Here is a 26,505-nt window from a genome sequence, read left to right as displayed (position 1 = left end):
GCCTTGAGGGGCGCGGGGAACCGCGCGACCGGCCACGACGCACCCGTCACCCGTCACCCGTCACCCGTCACCCGTCACCCGTCACCCGTCGAGGATCCCCCGCCCCTACGGCTCCCGATCCGTCAGACAGTACAAACCCCCGGCGGGATCCCGCATCACCGACCAGCGACGCCCGTCCCCCACATGCACGGCCCCCCACCCCTCATGCACGGCCCGCGCGGCCGCCCGCTCCGCGCACGCCACGTCCACATGAGCCGAGGGCGCGTCCTCCGTGTCCAGGCGCTGCATCAGCAACTGCACCGGCATCGCGTCCCGTGCCGCCGTCAGCAGCCTGAACTCCGGACTGCTGCACGGGACTTCGGGCCATTCGGTGAGCGCGGCCCAGAACGCGACCTCCGCCGCGTAGCCGCCCGGCGCCGTGTCCAGGCACAGCTGATCCACCCGGGTCCCGGACACCGCCGACGGCACCGCGCGCTCGCCGCCCCACTCCACCAGGCAGAACAGATGGCCCGCCGGTGAGCGCATGACTTCGAGTCCGGGTTCCGCGAAGACGCCATGGGCGCCCAGTTCGCGGGCGCGCCGCGCCTCCCCCGCCACATCGTCCACGGCGAGGTCGACGTGCGCGCCGCCCGGCCCCTCGAACACCCCCTGCACCTTGACGCAGGGGTCGGATCCGGACGACAGCAGTGTCGTGAACTCGCCCTGGTCGCCCCGGAGTTCGGAGGTCCTCGTCGCGGTGACCCGCGCCCAGAAGTCGCAGGCCGCGCCGAATTGCTCGTAGGGGCGGTCGATGAACACATAGGCCCAACGGATCATGGCGGCCACCTCACCCCGTGGCGTCGGCGAGGGCCAGCTCGTGGAGCCGGTCCGGCGGGCCGGGGCGCGCGTAGTACCAGCCCTGCGCCGTGTCGCAGCCGAGCTCCTTCAGCTGTTCGGCCTGCGCGCCGGTCTCCACGCCCTCGACAGTGACCGCGAGGTCCAGGCTGTGGGCGAGCGAGACGATCCCCTCGACGATCTTCAGGTCGACCGGGTCCGCCGGGAACTGCTGCATGCCCTGGGTGAAGGAGCGGTCCAACTTCAGTACGTTCACGGGGAGTCGGCGCAGGTTCGCCAGGTTCGAGTAGCCGGTGCCGAAGTCGTCGAGGGCTATGTCGACGCCCATCTCCGAGAGGCGGCGCAGCGGCTTCAGGAGGTCGTCGTCGGCGCCGATCAGGGCCGACTCGGTGACCTCCAGGCAGAGCGCGCCCGGTGCGAGCCCGGACCGCTCCAGGATGTCGACCGTGTCGGAGACGAGGCCGGGGTGCGTGAGCTGCATCGGCGACAGGTTCACGTTGATGCGCATCGGGCCGGCCTCGGCGTGCCGGGTCTGCCAGACCCGGGCCTGGCGTACCGATTCCTCCAGGACCCAGCGCCCCAACGGCACGATGAGACCGGTGTGTTCGGCGAGCGGGATGAACCGGTCGGGGCCGAGCACGCCGTGCTGCGGATGCAGCCAGCGCACCAGTGCCTCGGCGCCACGCACGCTGCCGTCGCCGAGGTGGACGAGCGGCTGGTACTCGATGAAGAACTCGCCGCGGTCCAGGGCGGCGGGCAACGCCGTGGTCAGGCCGTGCCGGGTGATCGCTCGGGCGTCGGCCTCGGGGTCGGCCAGCTCGTAGCGGTTGCCGCCCGCGGACTTGGCCCGGTACATCGTGATGTCGGCGCTGCGCAGCACCTCGGCGGGGCTGCGCTCGGCGGCCGGGCCCTCGACGATGCCGACGGAGCCGCGCACGGTGAGTTCGCGGCCGTCGATGCGGATCGGGGTGGCGAGGGCGTGCATGATGCGGCCGGCGAGTTCGTCGACCTCGGTCTCGGTGTCCTTGCCGGTGGTCAGGGCCACGAACTCGTCACCGCCGAGCCGCGCGACCATCTCGCCGGGGGCGGTGGCGCAGGCCTGGAGCCGGTCGGCGACCTCGACGAGCAGCCGGTCGCCGACCGCGTGGCCGAGGCTGTCGTTGATGGTCTTGAAACCGTCGAGGTCCAGGTAGCACAGGCCGAAGCGGGTGCCTTCGCCCGCGCCGAGCACCTTCTCCAGGCGCTCGAAGAACAGGGTGCGGTTGGGCAGGCCGGTGAGCGCGTCGTGCGTCGCCTCGTAGCGCAGCCGCAGGTTGAGCAGGCGGCGCTCGGTGGTGTCCTCCATGAGCGCCAGCTGGTACTGCGGGACACCGTCCTTGTCGCGCAGCAGCGACACCGTCAGGTTCGTCCACAGCGCGGTGCCGTCGGGGCGGTGGAACGCCTTGTCCACGCGGTAGTGCTCGCGCTCGCCGCGCACCAGCTCGTGGTAGAGCGGCCAGACCTGCGGGGCGTCCTCGGGGTGCGTCCACTCCGCGACGTTGCGCCCGCGCAGCAGGCTCTCGCTGCCGCCGAACATCCGTACCAGCGCGTCGTTGACCTCCAGGACGGTGCCGTCGAGGTCGGCGATGCCGATCCCGATGGCGGCGCCGTGGAACACCGCGCGGAACCGGGCCTCGCTCGCGTGCAGGGCCTCGGCGACGGCGCTGCGGGCGTTGAGCGCGGCGCGCGAGATGGCTTCCTGCTCGACGAGGGTGCGCTCGCGCAGGGCGGCGGCGAATCCGGCCGCGAGGGTGTGCTGGATGCGGGAGCAGCGCGCCCGCAGATCGTCCTCGCGCTCCGGGGTGCGGGCCTCGTCGCCGCAGTAGAGGACGAGGTACGCGTCGATGACGTCGAGCGTGCGGCTGAGCGCCTCGGGGTCGGTGCAGTGCGCCTCGACGAGACCGGCGCCGACGGTCCTGCCCAGGCTCGCGTCGAGGGTCCGCGCGGCCAGCGCGTCCCGCAGCCGGCGGGCGAGCGGCACGAGTTCGTCCTCGAACTCGGGCCGGGTCAGGGAGGTCGCCGTCACCGGGAAGATCGCCCGGCTCCAGATCGTGGCGAACCTGCGCAGTCTGTCTTCCGGTCCGCCCGGCTCTTCACTCACGCCTTGCGCCCCACTCCCACATAGCCCGCGAATGTGTACGGGTCCTCGTCCTCGGGCGCGGTCTGAGGCCGCCACACGGGTATCGGCACGATGCCCGGCTCGACGGTCTCATATCCCGTGAAGAACCGTGCGATCTCCTCACGGTTCCGCATGATCAGCGGATTGCGGACATCGTTGCGGTAGACGTCGACCGCGCCACTGGCCGTCTCCGTCGAGATGGGCATTCCCTCGTACGAGGCGTGCGTCACGACCAGCAGGCTGCCGGGCGCGAGCGCCGCGCCGAGTTCGGCCACGGCCCGCTGCGGTTCGTCGGCGTCCTCGATGAAGTGCAGGACGGCGACGAGGAGCAGCGCCACCGGCTGCTCCAGGTCGATGAGTCGCTGCACCTCGGGGCTGGCCAGGATGTCCTTCGGCTTGCGCAGGTCGGCCGAGACGGCGGCGGCGTCGGGATTGCCGTCGAGGACGGCCTTGCTGTGCGCGACCGCGACCGGGTCGTGGTCGACGTAGACGACACGGGCGCCGGGGCTCGCCTGCTGCGCCACCTCGTGGACGTTGCCGAAGGTCGGGATGCCGGAGCCGATGTCGAGGAACTGGGTGATGCCCTCGTCGACGGCGAAGCGCACGGCCCGCCGCATGAACGCCCGGTTCGCCTGCATGATCTTGGGCAGGCCCGGCATGAACTCCATGGCCTTGCGCGCGGCCTCCCGGTCGACCTCGAAGTTGTGCGATCCGCCCAGGTAGTAGTCGTAGATCCGGGACACACTGGGCACCGAGATGTCGATGCCCTGCGGGGCCCAGGCAGGACGCTCCATCTATCTCTCCAAGGCGTAGGCGAGCCGGTGTTCGAGGTGAGGCTACTGATCAGCCGCCAAAGGAGCGAGTCAAAACGGAAATTGACCGTCCGTTCTCGGTCACTGCCTCCGGCACGTGCCAATTGGCAACGATCCGAAACCACCCCGAAACCATATGTATCCCAACCGAAAAGAACCGGTCCGTTCCTGATGCGGGACCATCACGTGGTCACGCGAGGAACGGACCGGCGATTCGCCAAATCCTTTGAACACTCTACCTTCGAGGGATCCGCCCGGGGGCGGACACTTCCTTGGAGCGCACCTTCCGGGGAGCGCTACTTCTGCGGGGCCCCTACCGGCTTTCCGTCGGGGGCCGCGGCGTACCAAGTGCCGCCCACGCCCTGCCCGTTGGTGTCACCGGGCTTCTTGTCGCCGGAGAAGGTGTACACCGGCCAGCAGTTCAGCGTCTGCTGCTTCGTTCCGTCGGGGCGGTCGAACGTCATGTAGCCCTTGAGCGGAATGTTCTTGGTGTCGTTCTTCGCCACCGGCGCGACGGCCGGCCACTTCTGCGCGCACGCGCCCACACAGTTGGACTTGATGGGCCAGGCCGAGTCCTTCAGGAACCGGTAAACGGTCATTCCGTTCTTGTCGACGACGATCTCGCCCAGCTTCGGGTCCTTGCGCGTGGAAAGTCCCGCCGTATCGGCCGGCTCCGCCGCGGCGGGGCTCGCCTTCTTCCCGTCGGGGGCGGCCGCGTACCAGGTGCCGCCCACGCCCTGCCCCTTGGCGTCGCCGGCCTTGGTGTCCATGGCGTAGCGGTACATCGGCCAGCCGTCGATGGTCAGTTGCTTGGTGCCGTCGGCGGCGGTCACCTCGCCGAGCAGCGACGGGTCGACGCCGGCCGCGGCGGTCGCGCCGCTCGCGGGTACGGCGGGCCACGCCTTCAGACAGGCGTCGTCGCAGTTCGACTTGGGCGGCTGCGCGGTGTCCTTGTCGAAGCGGTAGAGCGTGAATCCGGCGCTGTCGGTGAGGACCTGGCCGAGCTTCTTGCTCTCCCACACGGCGAGCTGGCCCGCGGACTTGGCCTTGGCACCGGCGTCCTTGTCCGCGGATCCGGACCCGTAGCCGTCGTCGGATCCGTAACCGCCCTGCGCCGGGGCCGCGTTGCCCACGTTCTGGCCGTTCGTGGAGGTGTCCCCCTTGTCCTGACCGCACGCCGTCGTCAGCGCCAGCAAGGCCGCAGCTGTCGCTACGAACGAGGCGCTCCGCCAGGAGGTCTTCATCTTCAACTCCCGCATGTTGCTTCGGTGTTGTGCGATCCCGGTCGGGTCCGCACATGGCCCTAGGTACGGGCGGGGACGGCGGGAGCGTTCAACGCGGCCGAAGATTTCTTGACGCGGACGAGCGACGGGCGGGGGCGCAAACCCGCGGCGCCCCGCGCCCCACCTTCGGGGTATTCGGGGCGAAAGCCTGCGTGCGGCGCCGGACGGCGGTCCATGATCTCGCTCGTGCTCCGAACACAGCGGGCCAGAGCCGCCCTGGTCACCCGTGCTCTCGCGGTGGTCGCCACCGCCTGGTTGTGCGGTGTCCCGGTGGCGGCCGCGACAGCCCTGCCTCTACTCGCGCCGGCCGACAGCTGCGCGTACGCCTCGGTCGACGGCGGCGCGACGGGCGGCGCCGTCGCGATCTCCGGTGACGGCGTGAGCTGTACGCCGGCGCCGCACACGCCCCCGCCGAAGAAGCCGACGCCCACACCGCCACCGCCCAAGAAGCCGGTACCGCCCCCACCGGCCCCACCACCCCCGAGCCCCCGAACCCCCTCCGGCCGCACCGACCACACCAGCCCCACCGGCACCTCCTCGCCCGGCGCCCCCGACCGTCGCGCCACCACCGCCGGCACCCGAGCCGCCGCCTCCGCCGAGGCCGAGCCCCAGGCCGACGCCGTCCGTCCACCCGTCCCCGAAGCCCGTGCACTATCCGGCCTACCGCACGTCCGTGCACCGCGCGCCTCCGCGCGGCGGCCCCTCGATCGTCACGCTCACCCTGCTCATCACCGCACCCGCGGTGCTCGCGGTCGCCGCCCTGCGCCCCCGCTGAACCTTTGTGGAGGTACCGATGTCGGAATGGCTTGTTCTCGCCCTCGCGATGGTCGCCGTCTGCGCGATCGTCCTGGTCGTCCTGGTCCTGCAGCAACGAAGAATCGGCGAGGACGACGACCCCACGGAGACCCCGGACGTCATCGAGTACATGACGATGATGATCGGCGTGGTCTACGCCATCGTCCTCGGCCTGGCCATCGCGGGGGTCTGGGAGGCGCGCAGCGCGGCCCAGGACCACGTGCGCAACGAGGCGCAGGCGCTCCACGAGATCCACGAGCGCGTCCGCGTCTATCCGGCCGACGTCCGGGACCACATCCGGGCGGATGTCGACGCTTATGTCAGCCATGTCGTGACGACCGAGTGGCACGCCATGCGCTCGCGGGGCGAGCTGACGCAGAAGGGCACCGAGCTGCTGGACACGGTGCGCCACGACGTCACCGATTTCGAGCCGCGCAACGACTTCCAGGCGCAGGCCTACCAGCCGCTGGTCGACCAGGTCACGGCCGCCGACGACGCCCGCAACGCCCGCGCCGACTCCACGGGCGCCACGATGCCGGGGGTGGTCTGGTTCGGCCTGATCGTCGGCGGCCTGGTCACCATCGGCATGATCTTCGCGCTCCAGATCAGACGCACCGCCCGCGAGCTGATCCTCGCCGGTCTCTTCTCCGCCCTGATCGCGTTCCTGCTCTTCCTCATCTGGGACTTCGACGCGCCGTACAGCCGTGGCATCGCGGCCACCGCGGAGCCGTTCCTGATGCTGTTCCCGGGAGCGGGGTGACCCCGTGTGGAGCACTCTGGGGGCATGACCCCATGGCACGCCCCGATCGTCGTCCACCCGCCCGCCCCCGAGGGCGGGCGGCACGTGACCGTGCGCGGACAGGCGGTCGGACTCGCGCACAGCGACGCGGATCTGACCCGGCTGCTCGGCCGGGCCGGGCTCGGCTCGGCCGATCTGACGCTCGACGATCCGCACCTCGTCGAGTGGCGCGGCGCCGGTCCGCACGTCTGGCACGCGGCGGGGCCCGACGGGGTGTCAGCACGCCACGAGGTCCCCTGACCGGCCCAAGGACATGCCCCGTTCGCACGACACCGATCGCGCCCGTAAGGGGGTGTCCCTAGCGTTTCGGTCATCGAGGTGCTTGTCCCAAGCGAGCGGAACCGGTCCGCAGCTGCTCCTCGTGGACCCGGAGGAACCCCCATGAAGGCGATACGTGCCGCTTCCGCCGCCGCGCTCTCCCTCACCGCCCTGACCCTCACCGCGCCGACGGCCGTGGCCGAGTCCGACCCGTTCCAGGTCAGCATCGCGCCCACGACGATCGCCGCCGGCGGACAGGTGACGCTCTACGCGAGCGGGTGCAGCGGCGACACCACCGTCTCCGCCGGCATCTTCGACAGCGTCAAGATCCGCAAGGACAGCGGCTCGGCCACCCGGACCGTGGACTGGGACGCCAAGCAGGGCGCCATGTACTCCGTGACGTTCTCCTGCTCGGGCGGCTCGTCCCGCACCGTCGACCTCACCGTCGCGGGCGGCAGACCCGTCGAGCCGACTCCCCCACCTGTCCATCACGGGGTCCGGGCCGGCGTCGGCGGCAGCCTCGGCGGCTTCGACATGCAGGAGATCGGCCTGGGCGCCGCCCTGATCACGGGCGCGCTCGGCACGGCGTACTACTTCTCCCGGCGCCGCTCCGGCGAGAACAACGCCTGACCCGGGCCGAAGCGAACGGACCGGTGCCCCGAAGACCACGCTGTCTTCGGGGCACCGGTCCGTTCACGTGCGCCGCGGGCCCCGCGAAGGGGGGTCGGGGCCCGCAGGTCTCGTACGACTACGCCTTGCTCGTCATGCCTTGCTCGTCATGCCTTGCCGCTGACGCCTTGCTGCTTACGCCTTGCCCTCCGCGCGACGGCGCATCCAGAACACGCCGCCGCCGATGAGCGCCGACGCGACGAGCGCGCCGCCGATCGCCATGTCGGTGGAGGTGGCGCCGGTCTCGCTGGCACCACCGAGACCACCGCGGACGCCACCGTGGATGACGGTGAAGGCGGCCGGACGCGTCAGCGGCACGCCCTGGCAGCTCACGGAGACGTCGTGGGCGCCGGGGGCGGCGTCGCTGTGCACGGTGGCGTTGGCGCTGGCCTGCTCGCCGCCCGCGTTGTTCAGGTTCACCGTGCCGAACGCGTCCGACGTGGCGGTGCTGTTGGACTGGCACTTGGTACCGGTGACCGAGATCGTCACCTGACCACCGCGCGGGATCACGCTGGGCGAGACCGTGAGGTTGGACGGGTCCGTCCAGGCGGACGCGGCGGGGGCGGCGAGACCGACGGCGACGACGGCGACGGCGGACACCGCCAGAGCACGGGTGGTACGCATGGAAATCCTCCGCGGAAGGCGTCCCCGGGGAACGGTCCCCGGGAATTTCGGCGAGAACGCCTCCCAGACGAACCCTCAGATGCCGTGCGCACGACCGCATTTCGGGAATCGGCCGTCCTGGTGAGCCGACACACCGAAGGAATTCCGTACAAGCCGATATTGCCGCAGGTCACAGACCGTCAGAAATTTCCTGAGGGCCGCACCTCGGATGGCTCACGCACCCCCTGGACGGACGCTGCGGGTGCACCCGTTCGCCCTCGCCCCGTCGCTGGTCGTGCGCGGTCGACTTAGCGTTTCGGTACGCGCAACGGACCCGGTCTCGCCGCCGGGCCCAGAGGGGATGAGCGAATGTCCTACGCAAGGCTCGAAGACGAGGAGCAGCCCAGAAAGCGTGCGCCGTGGGGCGTGATAGCGCTGGTGCTGCTCACCGGTCTCGCGCTGATCCGCAATGGTTCGGGGGAATTCGACATCGGCCCGCCGCAGCCCGCGTCGGCCGCCGCCGCGGACGTCCGCACGCCCACGTGGGCCACGTCGAAGGCGCCGCAGCCGCTGCCGTTCTCGTTGGTGGACCGGGTGCGGATCCCGGCGATCCGGGTGGACGCCCCGGTGACCCAGGTCGGTCTGGACGCGGAGGGCTGGGTGGACGCGCCACCGCCGCAGGACCCGAACCTGGCGGGCTGGTTCACCGGCGCGGTCTCGCCCGGCGAGAAGGGCACGGCCGTCGTCGTCGGGCACGTCGACAACATGCAGGGCCCGGCCGTGTTCTACGGGCTCGGGTCCCTGAAGAAGGGCAACCACGTCGAGATCCGGCGCAAGGACGGCAGGACCGCCGTGTTCCAGGTGTACGGGATCGAGGTGTTCGAGAAGGCGAACTTCCCCGGCAACCGCGTCTACGGCTCCAACGGGACGCCGGAGCTGCGCGTCATCACGTGCGGTGGCGGCTTCTCGAAGCAGAACGGCTACGACGGCAACGTGGTGGCCTTCGCCCGTCTGGTGTCCGTGCGCTGACCGCACGGACACCGGTCGGCGGGGATCAGACGCCGCGGCGGCGCGGGACGGTGATGCGGTAGCCGTCGTCGATCAGCCGCGGCAGGTACTCCCGCAGGGCGGAGACGCTCTGCGAGCGGTTGCCGCCGGCGTCGTGGTTGAGGACGACGACGCCGGGCGCCGCGCCGCGCAGTACGCGGGTGACGATGGTGTCGGTGCCGGGGGTGTTCCAGTCGAGGGTGTCGACGGTCCAGGCCAGGGGCTCCATGCCGAGGTCGGCGCCGAGCCGGAACGCGGCGCGGTTCCACGCCCCGTACGGCGCGCGGAACCAGGCGGGCGGTTCACCGACCGTGTCCTCGATGACCTCGCAGGTGCGCTCGATCTCGGGCCGCATGCCGGAGCGGGTCATCCGGGTCAGGAGCGGGTGCGTCCAGGTGTGGTTGCCGATGACGTGTCCGTCGTCGGCCATCTCGCGCAGCAGGTCCTTGTTGTCGACGGCCATCTCGCCGCACACGAAGAACATCGCGCGCACCTCGTGCTTGCGCAGCGTGCGCAGGATGTCCGGGGTGTAGCGGGGGTCGGGCCCGTCGTCGAACGTGAGCACCATGGCACGGTCGCCGCGCTCGAACTCCATGCTGAGGAGGGGTTTGTGACGGACCGCCAGTCGGCCGGGGACGGCACGCTGGGGCCCGCTTCCGGCCATCGGCCGCAGCCGGTACGCGGAGGGCCCGAGGGGCGGGCGGCCTGCGGCCCCGCGGCGGGCGCGGCGCTCGGGCTCGCGCTCGGCGGGGCGCTCGCGCGCTCGGCGGCGGCGCAACCGGTGAGTGCGGCCAGGCCGACGGCGGTGAAGCCGCGGAGCAGGGTCCGGCGCCCTGACGCGATCTGATGCGTTTTCATGCTTCATCCGTCACACGGCGCCGGTGGCGCCGCGCAGAGCACCACCGGTTGGGCGGCGTGAAAGCACCCGTTCAGCCGCGACGGCCCGCGCCCCGGAACCGAAAAATCCGCTCCGCCCCGGCGCTGCCCCCACCTGCGGGTTTCCGCTAGCCTCTGCGCGTGACCGAACAGCAGCCACACCAGTTCGAGCGCGGTACCGACGGGCCCAAGGTGATCGTGGTCGGGGTCGACGGTTCCGACTCCTCCTTCCGCGCCGCGGCCTACGCCGGAGGCCTCGCCCGGCGTCAGCGCGCCCTGCTCGCCGTCGTCTATGTGCAGCCCGTGATGACGGCGGGCGCCGCGCTCGGGGTGCCCGTCGCGGAGACGACCGACGAGATCGCGGAGGGCCTGATCGCGGAGATCCGGGAGGCGACGGAGCGGGTCAAGGACATATACGACGTGCGCTGGGAGTTCCACACGTTCCGCGGCGACCCGTTCAACGGCCTGGTCACCGCCGCCGACGAACTCAAGGCGGACGCCGTGGTCGTCGGCGCCTCGGAGCAGGCCGGTCATCGCATCGTCGGCTCGGTCGCCATCCGCCTGGTGAAGGCGGGCCGCTGGCCCGTCACGGTGGTGCCGTAGCCCCTCGACTCCGGCGGGGCGTGCCGCCTTCCGTGCCTCTTGTCACGGGTGCGCCCTGATCGGCCATCAGCCGTCGCGCAGCCGTACGCGGCAGCGTCAGTCGGTGACCGCACGCACGAGCAGGGACGACCGGATGTGCCCAGGGGTCGGCGCATCGATCGGGCGGGCCAGGGCGCCGGCTTCCACGGATCTCCCTACTTGAGCCTGGTCGGGCCCCGTCCTGCACCGACCCTTCTCCTGCAACACGTCCCGGAGTCGAAGCAGGGCAAGAACCGCATGCACCTCGATCTCGACTTCGGCACCACGGACCTGGTGCCCGAGGTCAACCGCCTTGAGCAGCTGGGCGCTACGAGACTCTCTGAGGAACTCAGCGAACACGGCTTTCGCTGGATCGTCGTCGCCGACCCGGAGGGCAACGAGTTCTGCGTCTTCGATCCCCCGCACAGCTCCGACACCGCACGGTAGTCGCTCAAACGCCTCCGAGGGGTGCCGTGGTACCCGCGGCACCGTGCAAGAGGTCCGAGCCGGCGAAGCAGACGTCTACTTCCCCATGACGAGGCCGTCCTCGGCCGCGCCCCTGCCGAGGACGACCCGGCGGATCTCGTCGCGGACGCCTTCGAGGTCGGCGCCTCGGTCGATGGCGCGGTTGAGGTTCACCACGCGGTCGGAGCCGAGGTCGAACCACTGAGGGACGAACTCGGCCTTCGTGACCCGCCAGCGCTCGCCGGCGCGGGCCGGCGGGGCGAAGGTGAAGCGGCCGATCGTGCTCATGTTGCCGCGGGCGTCCTGGGCGCCGTCGTGGTTGAACATCTCCCCCGCGATCTGGTCGCCCATCCCGTAGACGATCCAGGTGCCGTTGACCTTCTCGTACGCCTGCGGGACGTGGGCGTGGGTGCCGAGGATCAGGTCGATGTCGGGGCGACCGTGCGTGCGGGAGGCGGTGAGCTGCCTGCCGAGCGTGAGCTGGCCGGTGTCCGGCTCGTCCTGCCACTCCGTGCCCCAGTGGAGGGACACGACGACGACGTCGGCGCCCGCCTTCCGGGCGGCGCGGGCGTCCGCGATGATGCGCTGACGGTCGATCAAGTTGACCGCCCAGGGCTTGTTCCTGGGGAGCGGGTAGCCGTTCGTGCCGTAGGTGTAGGCGAGTTGGGCGACCTCGGCGCCGCCCGCGCGCAGCCGGGCCGGGCCGCGCCCTCCGCCGCGGTGCGGCCCGATCCGGCGTGCCGCAGACCGGCCCGGTCGAACGCGCCGAGCGTGCGGGCGATGCCGTCCGCGCCGTCGTCGAGGGTGTGGTTGGAGGCGGTGGAGCAGGAGTCGTAGCCGGTGGCGCGCAGGCCCGCGGCGATCTGGGGCGGGGACGTGAAGGCCGGGTAGCCGCTGTAGTCGCCGGGCGCGCCGTACACGGTCTCCATGTGGCAGATCGCCAGGTCCGCCGACGAGACCACCGACTTGGCGCCCGCGAGCATCGGGCGGAAGTCGTAGCCGTCGCCGCCCGCGTCCTCGTTGGCCTCGTCAATGATCGACGTGTGGGGCAGGACGTCGCCGGACGCGGCGAGCGTGAAGCCGCGGGCCGCCGCGGGCGCGGGGTGCCCGGAGGTGGAGGCGGAGGCCGTGGCGGACGGCCGCGAGGGCCCGCCGCCGGGGCGGCGCAGCCCGCGCCGAGGCCCGTCAGGACGGCCGCGAGGGCCACCGCCGCCTGCCGCGTCCGGCGCGTGCTCCGTGTCATCGACAAGGCTCCTCGGGTGACTGGACGGAATGAGTCCGTATGTAGGTGGTTTTCGGCGTGATTTTCGCCATACGCATCCATGTACGAGTGCCGGGTGCAGTCAAGTCCCCATACCGGTCCCGTCCCTGAATCGGCGTCACCGCGCTGCGCCACTCGGCCCGCTCACCGCACCGCTCGTCGACGGCTTCGACCGCCTGCCGCAGATCCGCGCGCGGCCCCTGGGCGGGCGCCGGGGCGTGCGTTGCCATACGCGCATGACGACGGCGCTCACGACACCCACGACACCGGAGGAGGACCTCGCCCAGGTCCAGCGGGAGCACGGCGGGCCGCTGTTCTCGTTCCTGCTGCGTCTGTGCGACGGGGACCGCCAACGCGCGGAGGACCTGGTCCAGGAGACGTACGTACGGGCCTGGCAGCATCCGGAGGCGCTCGACGCGCGCTTCGAGTCGGTGCGGCCATGGCTGTTCACCGTCGGTCGGCGGCTCGCGATCGACGCGCGCAGGGCGCGGCTCGCGCGGCCCGCCGAAGTGGGCGACGCGGTTCTGGAGAACGCGCGCGTCTGCGCCGATCACGCGGAACGGTCGGCGGCGGCGCTCGATGTGCGGGAGGCTGTGGCGACGCTCTCCCCCGAGCATCGAGCCGTCCTCCTCGAGGTGTACTTCAAGGGCGCGAGTGTGGCCGAGGCCGCGCGAACGCTCGGCATCCCCCCGGGTACCGTGAAGTCCCGCGCGTACTACGCGTTGCGCGCGTTGCGCCGGGTTCTTCCGGGCTATGCGTCCGACCTGCGCTGAAACCGTAGGCCGGGTCAAGCCTTCGCAAAGCGCCTTGCTCAGCGTGCCGTTCTCTCGGTTGAGTAATCCGCTGTCCTCCCCGGCGAGTGGGACATGGGTGGGGTCCGGGGGCCGGCGAAGCGCACGGACCGGAGGAAGGCAGGAAGGAATGTTGCACGGGAGCCAAGGCGGCGCGACGGGCGCCGGAGGCGAACTCACCGTACCCATGGCGTGGTTGTACGCCGAGTACATCGCGGACGAGCTGTTGCGCACCGGGGATCTGATGCCGCCGACGTCCTTCGAGTTCCGGGCCGGGCGCGACGCGCTGGCCCTGACCATCTTCCTGTCCGACGCGGAGGACGAGCTGTCCGGGATCCGGGTGGTCTCGCAGCTGGAGACGTGGTCGTCGCTGACCGCCTACGACCAGCCGTGGCAGAGATGGGTGCGGGAGCGCTTCGCGGAGCGGGAGCGGGACCGCCGCGGCGCCGTGAGCCGTTCGCCCGATCTGGAGCTGGCCCAGGCGGCCTGGAGATGGCTGGAGGAGACGGAGCTGCTCGCTCCCGACCTCGACGCGGTGCCGGTCCCCGACGAGGAGGACGGGCCGCAGGTCTGGACTCCCGCCTGGCAACTCGGCCTGCCGCTGGGGCACTTGGCGATCCATCTGTTCTGAGCGGGTCCGCGGAGGTGCCGGGCGGGCGCCGCGGCGGTCAGGGTGGGTACACGCCCCTTCGGTACGTCAGGGCGCGTACACGCCCGCCCGGTACTTCGGGATGCGCACCGTGATCTTCATGCCCGCGCCGACGGCCGTCTCGATGACGAGGCCGTAGCCGTCGCCGAAGACCTGGCGCAGGCGTTCGTCGACGTTCGAGAGGCCGATGCCGCGGGACGCGTCCCCCTCGCCGCGCAGGATCGCCCGCAGCTCGTCCGGGTCCATGCCGACGCCGTCGTCCTCGATGACGACCTCGGCCTCGGCGCCCGCGTCCGTCGCCCCGATGGAGATGCGGCTGCGGGTCACGGCACCCTCCAGGCCGTGTTTGACGGCGTTCTCCACCAGTGGCTGGAGGCAGAGGAACGGGAGGGTGACCGGGAGGACCTCCGGGGCGATCTGCAGGGTGACGGAGAGGCGGTCGCCGAAGCGGGCGCGGACGAGAGCCAAGTACTGGTCGATGGAGTGGAGTTCGTCGGCGAGCGTGGTGAACTCGCCGTGCCTGCGGAACGAGTAGCGGGTGAAGTCGGCGAATTCCAGGAGGAGTTCACGGGCCCGTTCGGGGTCGGTGCGGACGAACGACGCGATGGCCGCGAGGGAGTTGAAGATGAAGTGCGGGGAGATCTGCGCGCGCAGCGCTTTGATCTCCGCTTCGATGAGACGGGTGCGGGAGCGGTCGAGTTCGGCGAGTTCGAGTTGGACGGAGACCCAGCGGGCGACCTCGTCGGTGGCGCGGGCCAGGACGGCGGACTCGCGGGGCGCGTAGGCCACGACGGCGCCGAGGACGCGGCCGTCGGCGACGACCGGGGCGGCGACCGCCCAGCGCAGCGGGCAGTCGACGGACGAGCAGCCACACGCGAAGGCGACGGTGCGCCCGCCGGTCAGGGCCGGGGCGACCTGGTCCATGACGTGCTTGGCGTGCGGGTGCTCCGCGGTGCCGTCCCAGGCGAGGACGGCACCTCGGTTGGTGACGGCCAGGGCCTCCGTGCCGAGGAGCGTGCGCAGGCGGCGGGCGGACTTGCGGGCGGTGTCCTCGGTGAGGCCCGCGCGCAGGGCGGGGGCGGCGAGCGAGGCCGTGTGCAGCGTCTCGAAGGTGGCGCGCTCGACGGGGGTGCCGACGTCGCTGTGTCCCGCGGGGTCGGTGCGCCGGCCCAGGAGGAAGCCCGCGCCGAGGAGGACGGGGCACAGGGCGAGGAGGGTGGCTGTCACGGCGCCGCTCACGGGGGACCTCCCGCGCTCTTGAGGGCCTCGGGGAGGTGGAGGCGGGTCATCGTGGCCGTCGTGTGCGGCGGGATGGCGTGCGGGGTCGCCAGGGAGACCAGGATCATCGCCAGGAAGCCGACCGGGACGGACCAGACCGCCGGCCAGGCCAGGAGGGTGTGGAGCCAGCCGGAGGTCGCCGCGCCGAAGACGGTGAGGGTGACGGCGAGGAGCGCCGACCCGCCGCCCAGGAACAGGCCCGCCAGGGCCCCGGGGGGTGTGAGGCGGCGCCACCAGATGCCGAGGACCAGGAGGGGGCAGAAGGACGACGCCGAGACGGCGAACGCCATGCCGACCGCGTCGGCCACCGGGACGCCGTCCACCAGGAGCGCGCCGGCCAGCGCGACCGCCATGGCCAGGACCACGCCGAGCCTGAAGTGCCGTACGCCGCGCGCCGGGAGGACGTCCTGGCTGACCACACCGGCCACCGCCATCGTCAGGCCCGACGCCGTGGACAGGAACGCGGCGAACGCGCCGCCCGCCACCAGCGCGCCGAGCAGGTCCCCCGCGACGCCGCCCACGACGCGGCCGGGGAGCAGCAGCACGGTGGCGTCCGCGTCGTGGGTGGCGGTGAGTTCGGGGGCGTAGACCCTGCCGAGCCAGCCGTAGAGCGGCGGGAGGAGGTAGAAGGTGCCGATCAGGGCGAGGACGACGACCGTGGTGCGGCGGGCCGCGCGGCCGTTCGGGCTCGTGTAGAAGCGGACGACGACGTGCGGCAGGCCCATCGTGCCGAGGAACGTCGCGACGATCAGGCCGTACGTGGCGTAGAGCGGGTGGTCGGCGCGGCTGGTGGCCAGCGGGCGGCCCGCGCCGACCCCGGCCGACGGCACGTCCGCGGCGGGGAAGTCGGGCGGTGTCGCGCCCTGCCCGTGCCACGCGAGGAGCAGGAAGAACGCCGGGACCAGGAGGGCCGTCAGCTTCAGCCAGTACTGGAAGGCTTGCACGAAGGTGATCGAGCGCATGCCGCCCGCCGCCACCGCGAGGACCACGACAGCGGCGACCAGCGCCCCGCCGAACCAGCGCGGCGCCCCCGTCAGGATCTGCAACGTCAGCCCGGCGCCCTGGAGTTGGGGCACCAGATAGAGCCAGCCCGCGCCGACCACGAACATGCTGACCACGCGCCGCACCTGCCGCGACTCCAGGCGGCCCTCGGCGAAGTCGGGGAGCGTGTAGGCGCCGGAACGGCGCAGCGGGGCGGCGACGAAGACCAGCAGGACGAGGTAGCCCGCCGTATAGCCGACCGGGTACCAGAGCATGTCCGGGCCGTGCACGAGGAGCAGCCCGGCGACGCCGAGGAAGGAAGCCGCGGAGAGGTATTCGCCGCTGATGGCGGCCGCGTTGAGGCGGGGTCCGACGGTGCGCGACGCCACGTAGAAGTCCGAGGTCGTCCGGGAGATGCGCAGTCCGAAGCCGCCGATGAGGACGGTGGCGAGGACGACCACGGCCACCGCGGGGATCGCGTACGCCTCGTTCACGGTGCTCCGGTGTCGCCGGTGTCACGGCCGCGTACGAGGGCCGCGAAGTCGCGTTCGTTGCGTTCGGCGCGGCGCACGTACCACCATGCGACGAGGACGAGGAGCGGGTAGCAGCAGAAGCCGAGGACGAGCCATTCGACCGCCGCGTTGCGCAGTGCTCCGAAGAACAGCGGCAGGACCGCGACGGGGACGGCGAGCACCACGAACGCGGCGACGCCGGCGCGTAGTTGGCTGCGCATGAGGGAGCGGACGTAGGCGGCGCCGAGCGTGGTCTGCTCGTCGATCTCCCACTGGGTGCGCAGGCCGGGCAGTCCGGCCGCGCCGTGCACGGTGCGCGGCTCGCCGGTCACCACCTGACGTCGGGGTTCGGACACGGGCGGAGTGTAGGCAGGCCCGGCCGCTCGAAGGAAGGGGCCTGGTCAGCCGGTGGCCCTGCGCATGAGGAGTTCGCGCACCCGGCTGGCGTGGCGGCGGCTGACGGCGATCTCGGCGGCGCCGACGCGGACGGTCATGCCGCCGCCGTCGAGCCGGAGTTCGTCGATGCGGTGCAGGGAGACGAGGTGGCTGCGGTGGACCCGGACGAAGCCGAGCGGCTGCCAGCGCTCCTCCAGGGTGGTGAGCGGGATGCGGACCAGGTGGCTGGTGCCGTCGGCGGTGTGCAGGCGGGCGTAGTCGCCCTGCGCTTCGGCGTACGTGATGTCGGAGACGGCCACGAGGCGGGTGACGCCGCCGAGTTCGACGGGGATGCGGTCGGCGACGGCGGTGGGCGGCGGGGCGACGGCCGCGCGTTCGGCGACGCGGCGCACGGCCTCTGCGAGGCGTTCGCGGCGTACCGGTTTGAGGAGGTAGTCGACGGCCTTGAGCTCGAAGGCCTGGACGGCGAAGTCCTCGTGCGCGGTGACGAAGACAACGAGCGGCGGCCGGGCGAAGCCCGCGAGCAGCCGGGCGACGTCGAGCCCGGTGAGGCCCGCCATCTGGATGTCGAGGAACAGCACGTCGATCGCGCCGTCGCCGCCGGGCCCCTCCTCCAGGGCGCGGCCGATGCGGCGCAGCGCCTCGTTGGCGTCGGTGGCCCCCTCGGCGCTGCGGACGCGCGGGTCGGCGCGCAGGAGGTAGAGGAGTTCGGCGAGGGCGGGTTCCTCGTCGTCGACGGCCAGTACGCGCAGCATGCGCCGGAGTGTAATCGCGCGGTCGCTTGAATGAATCGCCCGCCTCCTGCGTACCGGTGAGCGAGAGCAGGAGGAACACATGAGGTCCCTGGAACGGCATCGCGACGCGGGTGCGTACGCGCTGGGGGTCCTCGACACGGCGGACCGGTTCCGCTTCGAGGACCATCTCGTCGAATGCGTGGCGTGCGCGGCGTACGTCGGTGAAGTGCGGCCCACCACACGGCTGTTGGGCGTGTACGCGCGGGCGACTCCGCCGCACGTCGACATGTTCGCGCGGCCGGCGCCGGCGCTCGTCGACCGCACGGTGGACCGGCTCGCCGTGCTGCACCGGGCGAAGCGGCGCCGGATGTGGGGCACGGGTGTCGCGGTGGCGGCGCTGCTGGCGCTCGCGGGGCAGGGCTCCGCGATGCTCGCCGACGGAGGGAGCGGTGATCCGCCGGACCTGACGCTGCGCGCGCGGGACACCCGGTCGGAGGTCGCGGCGACGCTGACGGCGGACGAGCGGGCGTGGGGCACGGAAGTGGGCCTCGACGTGCGGGACCCGGGCGGGCCCCGGGTGTGCGAGCTGGTCGCGGTCGGCCGGGACGGCACGGAGCAGGCGGTCGCCACGTGGGCGGTGAGCGGCGGGGACGGCGGGCGGGTCTCGATCGACGGCGGGGCGGCGGACCGGCCGGGCGAGATCGCGCGATTCGAGGTGCGGGCGGTCGGCGGGGACCGGCTTCTCACGCTGCCGGTGCGCTGAAAGCCTGTCGCCCCTCCCCTGCTTCAGGAGGCGTGACCTCTACTTCAGGAGCCGTGACCTCTACTTCAGGAGGCGTGACATCCGGCGGTCCGCCAGCGGTTTGCCGCCGGTCTGGCACGTCGGGCAGTACTGGAGCGAGCTGTCGCTGAAGCTGACCTCGCGGATCGTGTCGCCGCACACCGGGCACGCTTCGCCGGTCCGGCCGTGCACGCGCAGCCCGCTCTTCTTCTCGGCCTTGAGCCGTCCGGCGGCGACACCGCGCGAGCGCTCGACGGCGTCCGTGAGCGTGGTGCGCAGTGCCTCGTAGAGGGTGTGGATGTCGTCGGGTGTCAGGCTCGACACCCGCTTGAACGGGGACATGCGGGCGACGTGCAGGATCTCGTCGCTGTAGGCGTTGCCGATGCCCGCGATCAGGGACTGGTCGCGCAGCGCGCCCTTGATCTGCCGCCGCTCGCCGTCGAGGAGTCTCGCGAACGCGGCCTCGTCGAAGTCGTCGGCGAGCGGGTCGGGGCCCAGCCGTGCGATGCCCGGGACGTCGCCGGGGTCGTGGACGACGTACACCGCGAGCTTCTTGGTCGTTCCGGCCTCGGTGAGGTCGAATCCCTCGCCGGTAGCGAGGGCGACGCGCAGCGCGAGCGGGCCCTTGCCGGGTTTCGGCGGGCCGTCCGGGAGACGGTCCTTCCAGTGGAGCCAGCCCGCGCGGGCCAGATGGGTGACCAGGTGCAGGCCGTCCGCGTCGAGGTCGAGGAACTTGCCGTGCCGCGCCACGGCGGTGACGGTGCGGCCCTCGAGAGCGGTGAGCGGGGGGTCGTACGTCTTCATGACGCTGATCGCGACGGGCAGCACACGGACGATCTCGCGCCCCACCAGATGCTCGGCGAGGAAGTCCCTGAGCGCCGCCACTTCGGGCAGTTCCGGCATCGCTCCAGCCTCTCTACTCGCGTGCGGGGACGATGAACTCGCACCACACGCACTTGCCGCCGCCGCGCGCCTCCACGCCCCAGACGTCGGCGAGCCGGTCGACGAGGAGCAGGCCGCGGCCCGAGACGCCGGACTCGCCGGCGTCGCGGCGGCGCGGCAGGGCGCTGGAGCTGTCCTCCACGTCGACCCTGAGTCTTCGGTCGGGTCCGGTCAGGACCCGCAGGGTCACGATGGCCGGTCCTTCGGTGTGCATGAGGGCGTTGGTGACCAGTTCGTCGGCGACGAGTTCGATCTCGTCGGCGCGTTCGCGGGCGCCCCAGGCGCGCACGGCGGCGCGGATCATGTGCCGGGCCGCCGTCAGCGCGTCGGGGTCGCCGGGCGGCACGTGTTCGGTGAGGCGGCCGCCGCTCTGCGCGGCGCCCGCGCCGCGGCGGCGCAGCAGCAGGAGCGCCACGTCGTCCTCGCCGCCGCGTTCGTCGACGGACTCGCACAGCCGGTCGGCGAGGCGGTCGACGTCGGAGGGGCCGGTGCCGATCAGCGCGGTGAGGGCGTGCAGTCCGTCGTCGAGGTCGGTGCCGGGCTGCTCGACGAGGCCGTCGGTGCAGAACAACAGGGTCTCGCCCGGGTCGAGTTCGACGGTGGTGACGGGGTAGTCGAGGCGCCCGAACTCGGCGGACAGGCCCAGCGGGAGTCCGCCGTCGACGGGCACCTTGCGGCACATGCCGTCGGTGCGGCGCAGCAGCGGGTCGAGGTGGCCGGCGCGGACGAGCTGGACGACGCCGGTCGACAGGTCGGCCTCCGCGTACAGGCAGGTCGCGAAGCGTTCGGTGTCGAGTTCGTGGAGGAAGACGGAGGCGCGGGCCATGACGGTCGCGGGGGTGTGCCCCTCGGCGGCGTAGGCGCGCAGCACGATGCGCAGCTGCCCCATGACGGCGGCGGCGTGCGTGTCGTGGCCCTGGACGTCGCCGATCACCGCGCCGACGCGGCCGCCGGGCAGCGGGATCACGTCGTACCAGTCGCCGCCGATGTCGCGGCCGACGGACTGGCCGGAAGCGGCGCGGTAGCGGACGGCGATGTCGGCGCCGGGCACGGCCGGGATGGTGCGCGGCAGCATCGCCTGCTGGAGGCCCTGGGCGAGGTCCTTCTCCTGCTCGTAGAACATGGCGCGCTGGAGGCTCTGCGCGATGCTGCTGCACAGGGCGACGAGGACGTTGCGCTCGGACTGGGTGAAGCCCTTGCGGTCGTGGTAGAGCAGCCCGACGGAGCCGATGGGGCGGGCCTGCGCGATCAGCGGCAGGTAGGCGGCCGAGTGGATGCCGAGGTGGGTGATGTGCGGCCACAGCAGCGGGTACGAGCGGGCGAAGTCCTCCGGCGACTCGATGAAGCGCGGCGTGAGCGTGCGCACGACCTCGCTCATCGGGTACGGATCGTCGACGCGGGTGACGTGGGTGCCGGGCACGAAGCTGCCGGAGGGGCCCTCGGCGACCAGGTGGATGCGGCCGGCCCGGACCAGGCCCATGACGAAGCTGGTCGCCCCGAGGTGTTCGATGCCGTGCGTCTCGCGCAGGACGTCGATGACCTCCTTGACGGTGCGGGCGTGCGCGAGGGCGGCCGTGGTGTTCTGCACGACGCTGGTCTCGCGGCGTCGGACGGCTTCGCGGGCGGCGCGCTCGTGCTGCACGGTGGCGTCGTTGAGCTCGTCGGTGGCGTCGCGCACGATGCCCGCGATGCGCCGGGGGCGGCCGTGCTCGTCGCGGCGGATGTAGCCGCGGGTGTGGGTCCAGCGCAGTTGCCCCTCGCGGGTGCGGATGCGGAAGTAGGCGCCGTAGTTCTCGTCGCCGTTCTTGAGCGCCTGGGAGACGAGGCCGTCGAGCCGGACGCCCTCGGCGGGGGGCACGCGCAGGGACAGGGTCTCGGGCCGGTCGTCGTACTCGTCGGGCGTGATGTCGAAGACCGCGTGGGCCTGCGCGTCCATGTGCATCAGACCGGCGTCGAGGTCCCATTCGAAGCTGCCCATGCGCAGGCCGCGCCCGTACTCCTCCAGGAAACCGCGCGAGGAGTCCTCCGGGCGCTCCCCGCCCGGGGAATCGCCGGGCTCCTCGCCGCCCCCGCTACCCGCGTCCATAGGGCCACGCTAGGCGCAGGGCGGGGGGCTCGCACGCGGTCAACTCGGCAGTGGGTTCTCGTCGACGGACGACATCCCGTCGCCCGCGTCGGGGATCAGGCCGCCGCTGTCGGGCACGTCAGGGCTGTCCGGGACGGTGTCGGGCCCGGTGTCCTCGGTCGTCGCGTCCGGGGGCACCGCCGGGTCGGAGTCCGTCCCGGTGTCCGTGCCCGTGTCGGGCGCGGTGGGCTCGTCCGGGGCGGTCGTCGTCTCCGGGGCCTGGCTCGTCGGTGTCGGGCAGCCGGTCGGCCAGGGGGACGGGGTGCCCGTCGGGGTGCCGGTGGGCAGCGCGGTGGGGCAGTCGGTGCTGGTGGCGTCGTCGTCCGGGCTCGCCGTGTCACTGTCGGAGTCGCTGGGCGCCGGGGACGTCGAGGAGTCGTCCGGGGAGGGTGACGGGGACGTAGGCGACGGGGTCGGTGAGACGGGTGTCGGGGTGGGCGGCGGCACCGTGTGGTCCGTGCGGCCGTTGTCGCCGATGGGTCGCTCGATCCACGTGTTGTTGACGATGTTGATGATCGTGATGTTCTCGATGACGGTCGGCGCCGGCGTCACGATCACCACCTTCGTCGGCTGGTAGCCGCTCCACGGCTGTCCCTGGTGGCTCGGCGTGCCCTTGAAGGCGACGGGCGGCTTGAGCGGGTTGCCGCAGGCGCAGCGCACGCGCGGCATCCCGTAGCCGTCGACCATCACGGCGGTACCGGACTGGAGGACGGACTGGAACGTGGTGGCGTGGCCGTCGCTGTAGCCGTGGTTGGTGACGCGGGTGTCGACGCGCAGGACCACGGACGTCAGGCCGCGCAGGTAGGCGGGGATCTCGGTCCGGTCGATGCCGGAGGCCTGCGCGAACGCCGACGCCTTGGCCTGGTCGGTGGTGAGGAAGCGGATCTGCCGCTCGACGTCGCAGCTGCCCAGCGAGTGGGTGCCGCCGTAGAGGCCCGGGGTCGCCCCGGAGTACGACTGTTCACCCTGCGCGCTCGGGGAGGCGCTGCCGGTCGGTTGCGGCGTTCGGGTGACGGGCGGCGGGCTCCCCTCGGACGTGGCGGTCGAATCCGTGAAGGGGTCGGGGCCCTGTGCCGCCACGGGCTGGAGGAAGAGTTCCCCCTTGCCGTCGGAGGCGTTCTGGTCGCTTCCCCCCGAGCATCCGGCGAGCAGCAGCGCCGCGGATATCCCGAGCGCGGCGACGTACGTTCTGGTCCTGGTCCGAGCGCGCACCTGTTCTCCCACCTGTGCACCGGCAGTCTGTCCTTCCAGTGCGGACCGGACGGGCGGGCACCGCAACCGGTGACCTTGAGGGGACACTGGAGTCGTGGAGTGGTTCACGGCGTCCGACTACTGGCTGAGCCGCCTGGTCTTCCAGCGGGGCCTGGCGGCGCTGTACCTGGTGGCGTTCGTCGGGGCGGCGCTTCAGTTCCGGGCGCTGATCGGCGAGCGCGGGATGCTGCCGGTGCCGCGGTTCCTGGCCCGGGTGCCGTGGCGGCGGGCGCCGACGGTGTTCCGGCTGCACTACTCGGACCGGTTCTTCGCGGGGTGCGCCTGGGCCGGTGCGGCCCTCGCGGCGGGTCTGCTCGCGGGGGTGGACGGGCTGCTGCCGCTGTGGGGCGCGATGCTGCTGTGGCTGGTGCCGTGGGTCCTGTATCTGTCGATCGTGAACGTGGGGCAGACCTGGTACGGCTTCGGCTGGGAGTCGCTGCTCCTGGAGGTCGGCTTCCTCGCGGTGTTCCTCGGCAACGACGAGGTGGCGCCGCCGGTCCTCGTGCTGTTCCTGCTGCGCTGGGTCCTGTTCCGCCTGGAGTTCGGGGCGGGGCTGATCAAGCTGCGCGGTGACGCGTGCTGGCGGAAGCTGACGTGTCTGTACTTCCATCACGAGACGCAGCCGATGCCGGGCCCGTTGAGCTGGTTCTTCCACCGCCTTCCGCGCCCGCTGCACAAGGTGGAGGCCGGCGCGAACCACGTGACCCAACTCGCCGTGCCGTTCCTGCTGTTCACCCCGCAGCCGGTCGCGTCGGTGGCGGTCGCGCTGATGATCGTGACGCAGCTGTGGCTCATCCTGTCGGGGAACTTCGCGTGGCTGAACTGGCTCGCCGTGGTCCTCGCGGTGTCCGCCCTCGACCTCACTCCCCTGCGCACGCCGCCCGAGCTGCCCGCCGCGCCGCTCTGGTACGAGGTCCTCGTCCTGGCCCTGACGGCGCTGGTGGCCGCGCTCAGCTACCGGCCGGTGCGCAATCTCCTCTCCCGGCGCCAGTCGATGAACCGCTCGTACGACTCCCTGCACCTGGTCAACACCTATGGGGCGTTCGGCACGGTCGGCCGGGTGCGGCACGAGATCGTCGTCGAGGGGACGGCCGACGAGGTGCCGCGCCACGAATCGGTGTGGCTGGCCTACGAGTTCAAGGGCAAGCCCGGCGATCCGCGGCGCCTGGCACGGCAGTTCGCGCCGTACCATCTGCGGCTCGACTGGATGATGTGGTTCGCCGCGCTGTCGCCCGCGTACGCCCGGTCGTGGTTCGAGCCGTTCGTGGAGCGGCTGCTGGCGGGCGACCGGGACACGCTGCGGCTGCTGCGGCACTGCCCGTTCCCGGACGCGCCGCCGGCGCATGTCCGGGCCCGGCTGTACCGCTACCGGTTCACGACGTGGCGCGAGCTGCGCGCGACCGGGGCGTGGTGGGAGCGTACCTACGTACGGGACTTCCTGCCGCCGACCCGGCTGAGGTAGACGCGGCGGGCGGTACCGGCGAAGACGTCGGGATCGATCCCGCCGGTCACCTCCCGTGCGGCGTCGACGACTTCGGCGTACGTCGCCGCGAGGGTGCACACCGGCCAGTCCGAGCCGAACAGGACGCGCTCGGGCCCGAAGGCGTCCAGGACCGTGTCCGCGTACGGGCGCAGCGCGTCGACGGTCCAGTGGCGCCGATCGGCCTCGGTGACCAGGCCGGAGAGTTTGCAGACCGTGTTGGGGAGCGCCGCGAGGGCCCGTAGGTGCGTGGCCCAGGGCTCCCGCTCGCCCGCCGCTATCGGCGGCTTTCCGGCGTGGTCGAGGACGAAGGTGAGACCGGGGTGGTCCCTCGCGGCTTCGACACAGGCGGGGAGCTGGTGCGGCAGGACCACGAGGTCGTACGCGAGTCCGGCGCCGGCGACGGCGGTCAGGCCGTGCCGCACGTCGGGGCGGCGCAGCCACGCGGGGTCGGGTTCGCCCTGGACCTGGTGCCGGATGCCCACCAGGTGCTCGCCGCCGGGAAGCCGGCGCAGTGCGGCGAGCGTGTCGGACACGTCGGGGCGGGTGAGGTCGGTCCAGCCGACGACACCCGCGACGAGGTCGCTGCGCCCGGCGAGGGCGAGGAGTTCGGGGGTCTCCTCGGCGACGGTCACCGTCTGCACGAGGACGGTGGCCGTGACACCCGCCGCGCGCGCTTCGGGGGCGAGGTCGTCGATCGTGAAGTCGCGGCGGATCGGGGCGAGTTCGGCTCCGGTGATCCAGTCCTGGTCGCGTACGGAGAGGTCCCAGACGTGGTGGTGGGCGTCGACGATCCCGGTCACGGCAGCTCCCACACCACGGGGAGCCCGGCGTCGACGCCCTCGGCCGAGTAGTCGTGGGCGACGTCGAGGAGCTCGCCCATGCGGGCCTGCCAGGCGATGTTGACGGGGAGCTTGTCGAGTTCGGCGAGCATCCGCGGGTAGTCCTCGCACTCCAGGACGTGGAAGAGGTCGGTGCCGCTGCGCCAGATCGTCCAGCGGGTGGCGCCCGCCGCGCGGATGGCGGCGACGAGTTCGGCGGGAACCTCGCGGTGGGCGGCCTCGTACTCGGGTATGCGGTCGGCGCGGACCGTGGTGTGCAGGGCGACTCTCACGCGGGCTGCTCCCGTTCGGGGGTGGGGACGTCGGCGGCGAGGAGGTTGCGTTCGCGGGCCTCCTGCCAGAGGGCTGCGGGCACCGGCGTGGTGAACTGCCGTACGGTGTCCGCGACTTCGGCGACGGAGCGGGTGCCGACGAGGACGCTCGTGACCGCCGGGTGGCCGGTGGGGAAGGCGAGCGCTACGGCGCGGAGCGTGGTGCCGTGCCGCTCGGCGAGTGCCTTCCACTTCAGGGCGCGGGAGACGGCGCCGGGCGAGGCGAGCGAGTAGTCGAAGGTGGCGCCCTGTCGGGGGTCGGCGAGCAGGCCGGAGTTGAAGACGCCGCCGATGACGACGGACACGCCGCGTTCAGTCGCGGCGGGCAGCAGCGACTTCAGGGCCCGCTGGTCGAGCAGGGTGTAGCGCCCGGCGCACAGGACGACGTCGACGTCGGTGTCGCGGACGAAGCGGGTGAGCATGGCCGCCTGGTTCATTCCGGCGCCGATGGCGTCCACCAGGCCCTCGGCGCGCATCCGCTCCAGCTCCGGGTAGGCCTCGTGGAAGGCCTGCTCGGCGTGGTCGTCGGGGTCGTGCAGGTACGCGACGTCGATGTGGTCGAGGCCGAGGCGGCCGAGGCTCTCCTCGATCGAGCGGCGTACCCCGGACGCGCTGAAGTCCCAGACGCGGCGGTGGGTGGCGGGCACCGCGAAGCCGTGTGCGAGGTCGTCACCGCCGGTGCCGGACGGTTCGAGGAGCCGCCCGACCTTCGTGGAGAGGGTGTACGAGGTGGTGGTCCTGGTCCGCAGGTACTCGCCGACCCGGCGCTCGGACAGGCCGATGCCGTAATGGGGGGCGGTGTCGAAGTAGCGGATCCCCGCGTCCCAGGCGGCGTCGAGGGCGTCGTACGCCTCGTCGTCGCGGACCGGGGTGTAGAGGTTGCCGATGCCGCCGGCCCCGAAGCCGAGTTCGGCGACGGGGGCGCCTCGGCCGAGGGTGCGGGTGCGCATG

The 26,505-nt window shown here is 72.3% G+C and carries 25 protein-coding genes and 2 pseudogenes; 10 read left to right on the top strand and 17 right to left on the bottom strand.

Features of this window, described 5'->3' with window-relative positions:
* Positions 1–105 precede the first annotated feature (105 nt).
* The 4 genes from V2W30_RS35920 to V2W30_RS35905 all read right to left on the bottom strand — a co-directional run bounded on the left by V2W30_RS35920 (position 106) and on the right by V2W30_RS35905 (position 5,063).
* On the bottom strand, positions 106–816 hold the full coding sequence (locus tag V2W30_RS35920; protein ID WP_338702778.1) for a VOC family protein: 711 nt from the start codon (positions 814–816) through the stop codon (positions 106–108).
* A 10-nt stretch (positions 817–826) separates the two neighbouring features.
* A complete protein-coding gene (locus tag V2W30_RS35915) occupies positions 827–2,974 on the bottom strand; it encodes a putative bifunctional diguanylate cyclase/phosphodiesterase (protein WP_338702777.1) in 2,148 nt (715 codons plus the stop codon).
* Entirely contained in the window at positions 2,971–3,786 is an 816-nt protein-coding gene (locus tag V2W30_RS35910; RefSeq protein ID WP_338702775.1) for an SAM-dependent methyltransferase, read from the bottom strand. Before V2W30_RS35910 ends, V2W30_RS35915 begins: the two co-directional genes overlap by 4 nt.
* Positions 3,787–4,100: 314 nt before the next feature.
* Positions 4,101–5,063: an SCO0930 family lipoprotein gene (locus tag V2W30_RS35905; protein WP_338702774.1), complete on the bottom strand. Its 963-nt coding sequence runs from the start codon at positions 5,061–5,063 to the stop codon at positions 4,101–4,103.
* An 817-nt stretch (positions 5,064–5,880) separates the two neighbouring features.
* Here V2W30_RS35905 and V2W30_RS35900 point away from each other — a divergent pair.
* From V2W30_RS35900 to V2W30_RS35890, 3 genes are all read left to right on the top strand, one after another.
* A complete protein-coding gene (locus tag V2W30_RS35900; protein WP_338702773.1) occupies positions 5,881–6,642 on the top strand; it encodes a hypothetical protein in 762 nt (253 codons plus the stop codon).
* Positions 6,643–6,666: 24 nt separating this feature from the next.
* Positions 6,667–6,921 (top strand): hypothetical protein, encoded by a 255-nt coding sequence (locus V2W30_RS35895; RefSeq protein ID WP_338702772.1) that lies wholly within the window; start codon positions 6,667–6,669, stop codon positions 6,919–6,921.
* Positions 6,922–7,062: 141 nt separating this feature from the next.
* Positions 7,063–7,569, top strand: a complete 507-nt coding sequence (locus V2W30_RS35890) for a hypothetical protein (protein WP_338702771.1) — start codon at positions 7,063–7,065, stop codon at positions 7,567–7,569.
* A gap of 174 nt (positions 7,570–7,743) precedes the next feature.
* On the opposite strand, the gene V2W30_RS35885 is transcribed toward V2W30_RS35890, so the two are convergent.
* Positions 7,744–8,232, bottom strand: coding sequence for a hypothetical protein (locus tag V2W30_RS35885; RefSeq protein WP_338702770.1), 489 nt, complete (start codon positions 8,230–8,232; stop codon positions 7,744–7,746).
* Positions 8,233–8,580: 348 nt separating this feature from the next.
* Here V2W30_RS35885 and V2W30_RS35880 point away from each other — a divergent pair, with 348 nt between their 5' ends.
* The gene (locus tag V2W30_RS35880) at positions 8,581–9,240 is read left to right on the top strand and encodes a class F sortase (protein WP_338702769.1); all 660 of its coding nucleotides are present in this window, start codon (positions 8,581–8,583) and stop codon (positions 9,238–9,240) included.
* 25 nt (positions 9,241–9,265) lie between these two features.
* Here V2W30_RS35880 and V2W30_RS35875 read toward each other — a convergent pair.
* Positions 9,266–10,116: pseudogene (locus V2W30_RS35875) on the bottom strand (polysaccharide deacetylase family protein).
* Positions 10,117–10,275: 159 nt separating this feature from the next.
* Between V2W30_RS35875 and V2W30_RS35870 the strand changes: the two are divergent.
* Together V2W30_RS35870 and V2W30_RS35865 are read left to right on the top strand one after the other, a co-directional pair.
* Positions 10,276–10,737: a universal stress protein gene (locus tag V2W30_RS35870; RefSeq protein WP_338702768.1), complete on the top strand. Its 462-nt coding sequence runs from the start codon at positions 10,276–10,278 to the stop codon at positions 10,735–10,737.
* Between the two features lie 198 nt (positions 10,738–10,935).
* Complete coding sequence (locus V2W30_RS35865) at positions 10,936–11,202, top strand: VOC family protein (protein ID WP_338702767.1); 267 nt, start codon at positions 10,936–10,938, stop codon at positions 11,200–11,202.
* Between the two features lie 75 nt (positions 11,203–11,277).
* Here V2W30_RS35865 and V2W30_RS35860 read toward each other — a convergent pair.
* A pseudogene (locus V2W30_RS35860) lies at positions 11,278–12,463 on the bottom strand (CapA family protein).
* 254 nt (positions 12,464–12,717) lie between these two features.
* Here V2W30_RS35860 and V2W30_RS35855 point away from each other — a divergent pair.
* On the top strand, positions 12,718–13,254 hold the full coding sequence (locus V2W30_RS35855) for a sigma-70 family RNA polymerase sigma factor (protein WP_338702766.1): 537 nt from the start codon (positions 12,718–12,720) through the stop codon (positions 13,252–13,254).
* Between the two features lie 148 nt (positions 13,255–13,402).
* Positions 13,403–13,903, top strand: coding sequence for a hypothetical protein (locus tag V2W30_RS35850; protein ID WP_338702765.1), 501 nt, complete (start codon positions 13,403–13,405; stop codon positions 13,901–13,903).
* Between the two features lie 66 nt (positions 13,904–13,969).
* Here V2W30_RS35850 and V2W30_RS35845 read toward each other — a convergent pair whose 3' ends face one another.
* From V2W30_RS35845 to V2W30_RS35830, 4 genes are all read right to left on the bottom strand, one after another.
* Positions 13,970–15,160 carry a sensor histidine kinase gene (locus tag V2W30_RS35845; RefSeq protein ID WP_338702764.1) on the bottom strand — a complete coding sequence of 397 codons (1,191 nt, stop codon included), beginning with the start codon at positions 15,158–15,160 and terminating at the stop codon, positions 13,970–13,972.
* A complete protein-coding gene (locus V2W30_RS35840; RefSeq protein WP_338702763.1) occupies positions 15,157–16,674 on the bottom strand; it encodes a cation acetate symporter in 1,518 nt (505 codons plus the stop codon). Before V2W30_RS35840 ends, V2W30_RS35845 begins: the two co-directional genes overlap by 4 nt.
* Positions 16,671–17,024 carry a hypothetical protein gene (locus V2W30_RS35835; protein ID WP_338703891.1) on the bottom strand — a complete coding sequence of 118 codons (354 nt, stop codon included), beginning with the start codon at positions 17,022–17,024 and terminating at the stop codon, positions 16,671–16,673. The genes V2W30_RS35840 and V2W30_RS35835 overlap by 4 nt, the downstream gene beginning before the upstream one ends.
* A 69-nt stretch (positions 17,025–17,093) precedes the next feature.
* Positions 17,094–17,843: a LytTR family DNA-binding domain-containing protein gene (locus V2W30_RS35830; RefSeq protein WP_338702762.1), complete on the bottom strand. Its 750-nt coding sequence runs from the start codon at positions 17,841–17,843 to the stop codon at positions 17,094–17,096.
* A gap of 79 nt (positions 17,844–17,922) precedes the next feature.
* On the opposite strand from V2W30_RS35830, the gene V2W30_RS35825 reads away from it, so the two are divergent.
* Positions 17,923–18,585: a zf-HC2 domain-containing protein gene (locus tag V2W30_RS35825; protein ID WP_338702761.1), complete on the top strand. Its 663-nt coding sequence runs from the start codon at positions 17,923–17,925 to the stop codon at positions 18,583–18,585.
* Between the two features lie 60 nt (positions 18,586–18,645).
* On the opposite strand, the gene V2W30_RS35820 is transcribed toward V2W30_RS35825, so the two are convergent.
* From V2W30_RS35820 to V2W30_RS35810, 3 genes are read right to left on the bottom strand one after another with little or no spacing between them, the layout of a single operon-like run.
* On the bottom strand, positions 18,646–19,506 hold the full coding sequence (locus V2W30_RS35820; protein WP_338702760.1) for an Fpg/Nei family DNA glycosylase: 861 nt from the start codon (positions 19,504–19,506) through the stop codon (positions 18,646–18,648).
* Between the two features lie 13 nt (positions 19,507–19,519).
* Positions 19,520–21,631, bottom strand: a complete 2,112-nt coding sequence (locus V2W30_RS35815) for a SpoIIE family protein phosphatase (RefSeq protein ID WP_338702759.1) — start codon at positions 21,629–21,631, stop codon at positions 19,520–19,522.
* Positions 21,632–21,670: 39 nt separating this feature from the next.
* On the bottom strand, positions 21,671–22,882 hold the full coding sequence (locus tag V2W30_RS35810; protein ID WP_338702758.1) for a DUF6777 domain-containing protein: 1,212 nt from the start codon (positions 22,880–22,882) through the stop codon (positions 21,671–21,673).
* Positions 22,883–22,976: 94 nt separating this feature from the next.
* On the opposite strand from V2W30_RS35810, the gene V2W30_RS35805 reads away from it, so the two are divergent.
* Entirely contained in the window at positions 22,977–24,383 is a 1,407-nt protein-coding gene (locus V2W30_RS35805) for a lipase maturation factor family protein (RefSeq protein ID WP_338702757.1), read from the top strand.
* On the opposite strand, the gene V2W30_RS35800 is transcribed toward V2W30_RS35805, so the two are convergent.
* Genes V2W30_RS35800 through V2W30_RS35790 form a run of 3 tightly spaced genes read right to left on the bottom strand, consistent with a single transcriptional unit; the run spans position 24,344 to position 26,504 of the window.
* On the bottom strand, positions 24,344–25,204 hold the full coding sequence (locus tag V2W30_RS35800; protein WP_338702756.1) for an amidohydrolase family protein: 861 nt from the start codon (positions 25,202–25,204) through the stop codon (positions 24,344–24,346). The genes V2W30_RS35805 and V2W30_RS35800 overlap by 40 nt on opposite strands.
* Complete coding sequence (locus tag V2W30_RS35795; RefSeq protein WP_338702755.1) at positions 25,201–25,515, bottom strand: L-rhamnose mutarotase; 315 nt, start codon at positions 25,513–25,515, stop codon at positions 25,201–25,203. The genes V2W30_RS35800 and V2W30_RS35795 overlap by 4 nt, the downstream gene beginning before the upstream one ends.
* Positions 25,512–26,504, bottom strand: a complete 993-nt coding sequence (locus V2W30_RS35790) for an aldo/keto reductase (RefSeq protein ID WP_338702754.1) — start codon at positions 26,502–26,504, stop codon at positions 25,512–25,514. The genes V2W30_RS35795 and V2W30_RS35790 overlap by 4 nt, the downstream gene beginning before the upstream one ends.
* Position 26,505 lies beyond the last annotated feature (1 nt).

The organism is Streptomyces sp. Q6, from assembly GCF_036967205.1.
GTDB classification, from domain to species: Bacteria; Actinomycetota; Actinomycetes; order Streptomycetales; family Streptomycetaceae; genus Streptomyces; species Streptomyces citrinus.
The sequence above is the reverse complement of the archived record's forward strand: the minus strand, read 5'-3'. Positions and strand labels throughout refer to the sequence as shown.

Bases quoted from the DNA above. Each gene is read 5' to 3' on its own strand.
- V2W30_RS35920 (WP_338702778.1), bottom strand. From the start codon at position 816: ATGATCCGTTGGGCCTATGTGTTCATCGACCGCCCCTACGAGCAATTC.
- V2W30_RS35910 (WP_338702775.1), bottom strand. From the start codon at position 3,786: ATGGAGCGTCCTGCCTGGGCCCCGCAGGGCATCGACATCTCGGTGCCC.
- V2W30_RS35905 (WP_338702774.1), bottom strand. From the start codon at position 5,063: ATGCGGGAGTTGAAGATGAAGACCTCCTGGCGGAGCGCCTCGTTCGTA.
- V2W30_RS35900 (WP_338702773.1), top strand. From the start codon at position 5,881: ATGTCGGAATGGCTTGTTCTCGCCCTCGCGATGGTCGCCGTCTGCGCG.
- V2W30_RS35895 (WP_338702772.1), top strand. From the start codon at position 6,667: ATGACCCCATGGCACGCCCCGATCGTCGTCCACCCGCCCGCCCCCGAG.
- V2W30_RS35890 (WP_338702771.1), top strand. From the start codon at position 7,063: ATGAAGGCGATACGTGCCGCTTCCGCCGCCGCGCTCTCCCTCACCGCC.
- V2W30_RS35885 (WP_338702770.1), bottom strand. From the start codon at position 8,232: ATGCGTACCACCCGTGCTCTGGCGGTGTCCGCCGTCGCCGTCGTCGCC.
- V2W30_RS35880 (WP_338702769.1), top strand. From the start codon at position 8,581: ATGTCCTACGCAAGGCTCGAAGACGAGGAGCAGCCCAGAAAGCGTGCG.
- V2W30_RS35855 (WP_338702766.1), top strand. From the start codon at position 12,718: ATGACGACGGCGCTCACGACACCCACGACACCGGAGGAGGACCTCGCC.
- V2W30_RS35850 (WP_338702765.1), top strand. From the start codon at position 13,403: ATGTTGCACGGGAGCCAAGGCGGCGCGACGGGCGCCGGAGGCGAACTC.
- V2W30_RS35830 (WP_338702762.1), bottom strand. From the start codon at position 17,843: ATGCTGCGCGTACTGGCCGTCGACGACGAGGAACCCGCCCTCGCCGAA.
- V2W30_RS35825 (WP_338702761.1), top strand. From the start codon at position 17,923: ATGAGGTCCCTGGAACGGCATCGCGACGCGGGTGCGTACGCGCTGGGG.
- V2W30_RS35820 (WP_338702760.1), bottom strand. From the start codon at position 19,506: ATGCCGGAACTGCCCGAAGTGGCGGCGCTCAGGGACTTCCTCGCCGAG.
- V2W30_RS35815 (WP_338702759.1), bottom strand. From the start codon at position 21,631: ATGGACGCGGGTAGCGGGGGCGGCGAGGAGCCCGGCGATTCCCCGGGC.
- V2W30_RS35790 (WP_338702754.1), bottom strand. From the start codon at position 26,504: ATGCGCACCCGCACCCTCGGCCGAGGCGCCCCCGTCGCCGAACTCGGC.